8 protein-coding genes are annotated in these 5,505 nt (G+C 56.6%); 6 read left to right on the top strand and 2 right to left on the bottom strand.

Annotated features, from left to right (window positions below; translation table 11 throughout):
- Positions 1-54: 54 nt before the first annotated feature.
- Positions 55-363: a hypothetical protein gene (locus tag ACYVGC_RS24865; RefSeq protein WP_460586551.1), complete on the bottom strand. Its 309-nt coding sequence runs from the start codon at positions 361-363 to the stop codon at positions 55-57.
- A gap of 117 nt (positions 364-480) precedes the next feature.
- On the opposite strand from ACYVGC_RS24865, the gene ACYVGC_RS24860 reads away from it, so the two are divergent.
- The 4 genes from ACYVGC_RS24860 to ACYVGC_RS24845 are packed head-to-tail and all read left to right on the top strand — an operon-like array spanning position 481 to position 1,755.
- Positions 481-675, top strand: a complete 195-nt coding sequence (locus tag ACYVGC_RS24860; RefSeq protein WP_460586550.1) for an Arm DNA-binding domain-containing protein — start codon at positions 481-483, stop codon at positions 673-675.
- A 35-nt stretch (positions 676-710) separates the two neighbouring features.
- A complete protein-coding gene (locus ACYVGC_RS24855; protein WP_460586549.1) occupies positions 711-869 on the top strand; it encodes a hypothetical protein in 159 nt (52 codons plus the stop codon).
- Positions 870-881: 12 nt separating this feature from the next.
- On the top strand, positions 882-1,382 hold the full coding sequence (locus ACYVGC_RS24850; protein WP_460586548.1) for a hypothetical protein: 501 nt from the start codon (positions 882-884) through the stop codon (positions 1,380-1,382).
- Positions 1,291-1,755 (top strand): site-specific integrase, encoded by a 465-nt coding sequence (locus ACYVGC_RS24845; RefSeq protein ID WP_460586547.1) that lies wholly within the window; start codon positions 1,291-1,293, stop codon positions 1,753-1,755. The genes ACYVGC_RS24850 and ACYVGC_RS24845 overlap by 92 nt, the downstream gene beginning before the upstream one ends.
- A gap of 217 nt (positions 1,756-1,972) precedes the next feature.
- Here the strand turns inward: ACYVGC_RS24845 and ACYVGC_RS24840 are convergent, their stop codons facing one another.
- Positions 1,973-4,162 carry a glutamine synthetase III family protein gene (locus ACYVGC_RS24840; RefSeq protein WP_460586546.1) on the bottom strand — a complete coding sequence of 730 codons (2,190 nt, stop codon included), beginning with the start codon at positions 4,160-4,162 and terminating at the stop codon, positions 1,973-1,975.
- A gap of 609 nt (positions 4,163-4,771) precedes the next feature.
- Between ACYVGC_RS24840 and ACYVGC_RS24835 the strand changes: the two genes are divergently transcribed.
- Positions 4,772-4,975, top strand: coding sequence for a hypothetical protein (locus ACYVGC_RS24835; RefSeq protein WP_460586545.1), 204 nt, complete (start codon positions 4,772-4,774; stop codon positions 4,973-4,975).
- 171 nt (positions 4,976-5,146) lie between these two features.
- A complete protein-coding gene (locus ACYVGC_RS24830) occupies positions 5,147-5,422 on the top strand; it encodes a porin family protein (RefSeq protein ID WP_460586544.1) in 276 nt (91 codons plus the stop codon).
- Positions 5,423-5,505 lie beyond the last annotated feature (83 nt).

Here is a 5,505-nt window from a genome sequence, read left to right as displayed (position 1 = left end):
AACTACCTCGCCATGCTCCATTTTGCCTGCGCTCGAATCACTTGGTATAATTGCCTATTTGGATAGCCTCTTAGTATCACCAGGCTGCCACTCTCCATTCTTCAAGCGCACAGCCCAAATGTAAAGCGTGTGCCACAGGGCTGGGCTAGAGGCAGTTAAATTAGCTTGTCCTTTTACTTCTAGCTGATGCTTAAGCTGCATCAACATTACATCATTATTGTGTTCTATCACAACGTCGTCTAGTCCCTCAATAACCAACTTTGCCTCTGGGCGTCGCTCACGCAACAGTGCATAAAGCGCATACTGCGCTTGATACAAATACCCTAAGAATGGAGCCCCAGCCGAAAAATCCTTCTTTTTCACAAATTGATATAAACTACCTAAACCTACACTTAACCATTTGACCCAAAACTTGCTGCAATGTATAAGCTTTAATCGTAATTACATACTTACGAACTAGCTCTTTTACCTTGCAGGGATTTGGAAGTAACCTGCCAACTGCGCCTGGGCCAGCTCACCAAGAGCGGCCAGGCCCAAATTCAGCTTACCTACTACTGGGACGGCCAGCGCCTGCGGGTGGGCGCCGGGGAGAAGTGCCTGCCCAAGCACTGGGACGCCAAGCGCCAGCGCGTTAAAAACAAGCCCTGCACCGCGCCGCCCAGGGCGCGCCCCTAAGTAAAGACCAACTGCGCGCCGGCATTGCCCAGCACGTGGCCGCGCTCGTGGCCGCCCGCACTGGCCAGGCCCCGTTGCCCCCGCCGCCCAAGATTATCCTCACCTTTCTCGACTACTTCGACCAGTGGATTGCCGAGGAGGAGCAAAAGGTATCGGTGCGCACCGGGCGCCTGCTCTCGCCCGACACCATCTGAACCCACCGGGCCGTGCGCAAGGAGCTGGCCGCCTTCGCTACTCATCGCCGCCAGCCCCTCAGCTTCGAGGGGCTTACCAAGGCCTTCTACGACGGGCTGCGCAACTACATGCTGGGCGTAGCCGGCCGCAGCCCGCGCACCTTCAACACCTACGTCAAGCGCCTGCGCTCCTTCCTGTTCTGGGCCGAGGGCCAGGACTTGCCCGTGCCGCCCCGGTTTCGCAAAACCCTGCGCCTTGCCCCCAGCTACGTGGGCATCGACGCGCTAACCCAGGCCGAGCTGCTGCGCGTGGCCGCCCTCGACTTCGCTTCGCCCGCCGTGCTCACCTACCTGTCCGGTATCTTCCCCGAGCCGCCCGCCCGTGAAGGCCGGGGCGCTTACCACCGCCGACCACGTGCAGCGCGCCGAGTAGACGCGCGACGTGTTTCTGCTCTGCGCCTACACCAGCCTGCGCCACGGCGACGCCCAGGAGCTGGGCTGGCAGCACGTCTTCCCCGAGCAGCGCCTGCTTAAGAAGCTGCTCCACAAAACCACCATCACGGGCCTCATCCCCTACCTCTACGACGACGTGTTCCGGCCGGTAGCGTTGCTTACCAAGTACGCGCCGCTGCAGCTGGCCACCTGCCTGCCTTTCGTGCGCGACCCGTGGTTATACCTGCCCCACGTGGCGCACCTCTCGGGGCGCACCCGCCTCAAGCTCGGCATGCACACCGGGCGCAAAACCTACGCCACGCTCAAGGTCTACCAGGGCGTGCCCAATTCGCTGGTGATGCTGGCCACCGGCCACCAGACGGAGAGCCAGTTCAACGTGTACCTGGGCATCAACCGTCAGGAGCTGCTCGACTCCTACCGCCAGACGGCCCGGCGCCTGCCTAAAGCGGCCTAAATCAGTAGCAAAAACAGTGGCAAACTAGTGTAAACGCTGACTGGAGCTGATTGGGGCTGGTTGTCAGAATCTTCGTTTATAGTATTCAGGGGGCAATTTTAGCCAGTCAGAAAAGTATAGGCACAAAAAAAGGCCGCGCCACCCGGCACGACCCTTTCCAAACCCGGACGCAGCGAGAATTCCCACCCAGCGCTGGTCCGTGGCTCCAACCCAGGGGCTAGTGCCGGAACAAAAGTTCGCGGTACTTCACCAGGGGCCAGTCCTCATCAGCCACAAGCAGTTCGAGCTTGTCGGCCGCGCGGCGAATTGCCGCGAATTTTTCCTTTACCTCGTCGCAGTACGCAATGGCACGCTCGCGGGCATCTTCAATCTTATTGGCCACCTTACGGGCTTCGGTCATGGCATCTACCGTCTTTTTGATGGTAGATACGTAGCGCGAGATGGATTTAATCATTTCCACCGTCACTTCGCTGTTCTCGTCATCGAGGCCGAGGTCGCGCAGGCCGCGCACGTTTTGCACGAGCTTGTTCTGATAAGCCAGCGCCGTGGGAATCACGTGGTTCACGGCCAGGTCGCCGAGCACGCGGCTCTCAATCTGAATCTTCTTGGTGTAGTCTTCCAGCAAGATTTCGTGGCGGGCATGCAGCTCTATCTGCGACAGGATGCCGTGGCGGGCAAACAGCTCGGCGGCATCTTCGCGCACCATGGCGTCGAGGGCCAGCGGCGTGGTGGGCACGTTGGCCAGGCCGCGGCGGGCCGCCTCGTCTTTCCACTCGTCCGAGTAGCCATTGCCTTCAAAGCGAATGTCTTTGGAGGTGATAACGTAGCTGCGCAGCACATCCACAATGGCCACTTCCTTCTTTTTGCCCTGGGCAATCAGCTCGTCTACTTCTTGCTTGAAATCGATGAGCTGGTCGGCCACCATGGCGTTGAGGGCGGTCATGGCCGACGAGCAGTTGGCCGACGAGCCGACGGCGCGCAGCTCGAATTTATTGCCAGTGAAGGCAAACGGCGAGGTGCGGTTACGGTCGGTGTTGTCGAGCAGGATAGCCGGGATTTTATCAATACCCAGCTTCAGGTAAATGTTGTCGCCCTTGTCAAGCGGCAGCTTGGCGGTGCGCTCCAGCTCGTCGAGCACGCCGTCGAGCATCGAGCCTAAAAACACCGACATGATGGCGGGCGGCGCTTCGTTGGCCCCGAGGCGGTGGTCGTTGCTAGCCGAGGCAATGCTGGCGCGCAGCAAGTCGCCGTAGCGGTGCACGGCCTTCACCGTCGTGATGAAGAAAGCCAGGAATTGCAGGTTCTCCTTGGGGCGGCGGCCGGGGGCGAGCAGGTTCACGCCGGTATCGGTGCTCATTGCCCAGTTGTTGTGCTTACCCGAGCCGTTGACGCCGGCGTACGGCTTCTCGTGCAGCAGCACTTTGAAGTTGTGCTTCAGGGCCACGCGGTCCATCACATCCATCAGCAGCTGGTTGTGGTCGATGGCCAGGTTGGCGTCTTCGAAGGTGGGTGCGCACTCATACTGGTTGGGCGCTACCTCGTTGTGGCGGGTGCGCAGCGGAATGCCCAGCGCGTTGGCTTCTTCCTCGAAGTCAAACATGAAGGCGTGCACGCGGGGCGGAATCGAGCCGAAGTAATGGTCTTCCAGCTGCTGACCCTTGGCCGGGGCGTGGCCAAACAGGGTGCGGCCGGTCATCACGAGGTCGGGGCGGGCGTCGTACAGCGCCTTGTCTACCAGGAAGTATTCCTGCTCGATGCCGAGCGTGGTGTTCACGCGCTGCACGTCTTTATCGAAGTACTGGCACACGTCGAGGGCCGCCTTTTCGAGCACGGCCAACGACTTGAGCAACGGCGCTTTATAGTCGAGCGCCTCACCGGTGTAGGCCACAAAAATTGTGGGAATGCAGAGCGTTTTGGCCCCTGCCGTTTCAATGATGAAAGCGGGCGAGGTGGGGTCCCAGGCGGTGTAGCCACGGGCCTCAAACGTGTTGCGGATGCCGCCGTTGGGGAACGACGAGGCATCGGGCTCCTGCTGCACCAGCGCCGAGCCCTTGAAGTTTTCAATCGGCCGGCCGTCGGAGTTGAGGTCGAAGAAGGAGTCGTGCTTCTCGGCGGTGGCCCCGGTGAGGGGCTGAAACCAGTGGGTATAGTGAGTAGCTCCCTTAGCCATGGCCCAGGTTTTCATGGCCGAGGCTACGGCATCGGCCACGTTGCGCTCAACGGGCGTGCTGTGCTTGATGGCCGTTTGCAGCTTCTTGAAGTACTCACCGGGCATATTAGCCCGCATCGCTTCCAGGTTAAACACATTTTGGCCGAACGAGTCAGAGCGGCGGCTAGCGAAAGGCTTTACCGTCAGCGCCTGACGGTGGTCAACGAGTTCGAGAGCTTTAAAGCGAAGAATGGCCATACTGGCAAGCAGAAAATGGAATAGGAAAGAAACTCCTACAAAGGTAGGGAGAAAATATATTTTATAGGAAACTGCTACCGAAAAGAGGGTGATTTTGGGAAAAATCTACCTATTTGGCCGGTTACCACCTTCTTATGAACACCTTTTTACTACTAACAGCTATAAAAAGAGACAACCCAGCTTCAACCACTAATATGGACACATTGCCTTAACACCACTTTTTTCCACCTTAACTACTCCTTTATCTCTAGCCGAAGGTAACCAAAAGTGTTGAGATGACTTTAGAACATGTTTTATAGTAGCTTTAATTTTCTTACTTATTACATTAACCAGGATTATAAAATTTAATAAATCAGACAACTTAGACTTGTTAATATGCTACGTACCATTGCTTTTACCAGAAACACTCATTCCAATATTTACTATCCTTTTTAAGGTAGTCTTGTCTTTCTGCTCTTTTTATTCCCCCTTCTGCACTCAAAATAATAGCCATTATCGATAAAACTTCTAGGTTTTCCCATAGGACGGGTCTTGCCTGACGGTTGCGCTATCGCTGCATTTACCTCGTTTTTTCTTCTAAAAAACTTGTTTATCCTACTGCTGAAAACCATGAGAAAAACGATATTTTCTACACTCCTGACCTGGGGGGCCGCGCTAGCAATGGCCCAAACCGACTCTACCGACACCGGGAAGCTGAGCATTTCGGGCTACATCGACTCTTATTACCTCACGGCTTTCAACCGGCCAAAATCGGGCAACCTGTTGGGCGTGTACCAGCTGGGGGGCCGGGCTTTTGACCGGCTGCCCAACTAGTTTGCGCGGGGCCTGGTCCAAACCAAGTTTTCCTATTCCAACCGTGAGTCGAACGTGGTGGTGGACCTCACGTTTGAGCCGAATGCGGAGCTGGGCAACTTTGGCAACACCACCGGGGCCTTTAATTCCTACTGGCTCACAAATACCTATTAATCAGCACTCTATGGCACGTTGGCGGCCATTAAGCAGGCCTACTTTACGTACCGGGCCACGCCGAAACTGAGCTTTACGGTGGGGCAGTTTGGCACCCATATCGGTTACGCGGTAATTGACGCGCCGCTCAACTACAATTACTCGCTTTCCAACCTTTTTAATAACGGCCCTTTCTACCACCTGGGCCTGAAGGTGGGTTACAGCTTCAACGACCGCGCCGCGCTGATGCTGGGCGTGGCCAACAACTGGGACAACCTCACGGATGACAACACGCAGAAGTCGCTCATCAGCTAGTTTATGTTTAGAGGGTGTTAGGAATTGGGGCTAACCCAAAAGAAAACGAGCCAGTAAGCAGCGAGCGGAGTTCCTAGGCTCCG

The sequence above is a fragment of the Hymenobacter arcticus genome (assembly GCF_054779975.1).
This window is presented reverse-complemented; position numbering and strand designations above follow the sequence as displayed.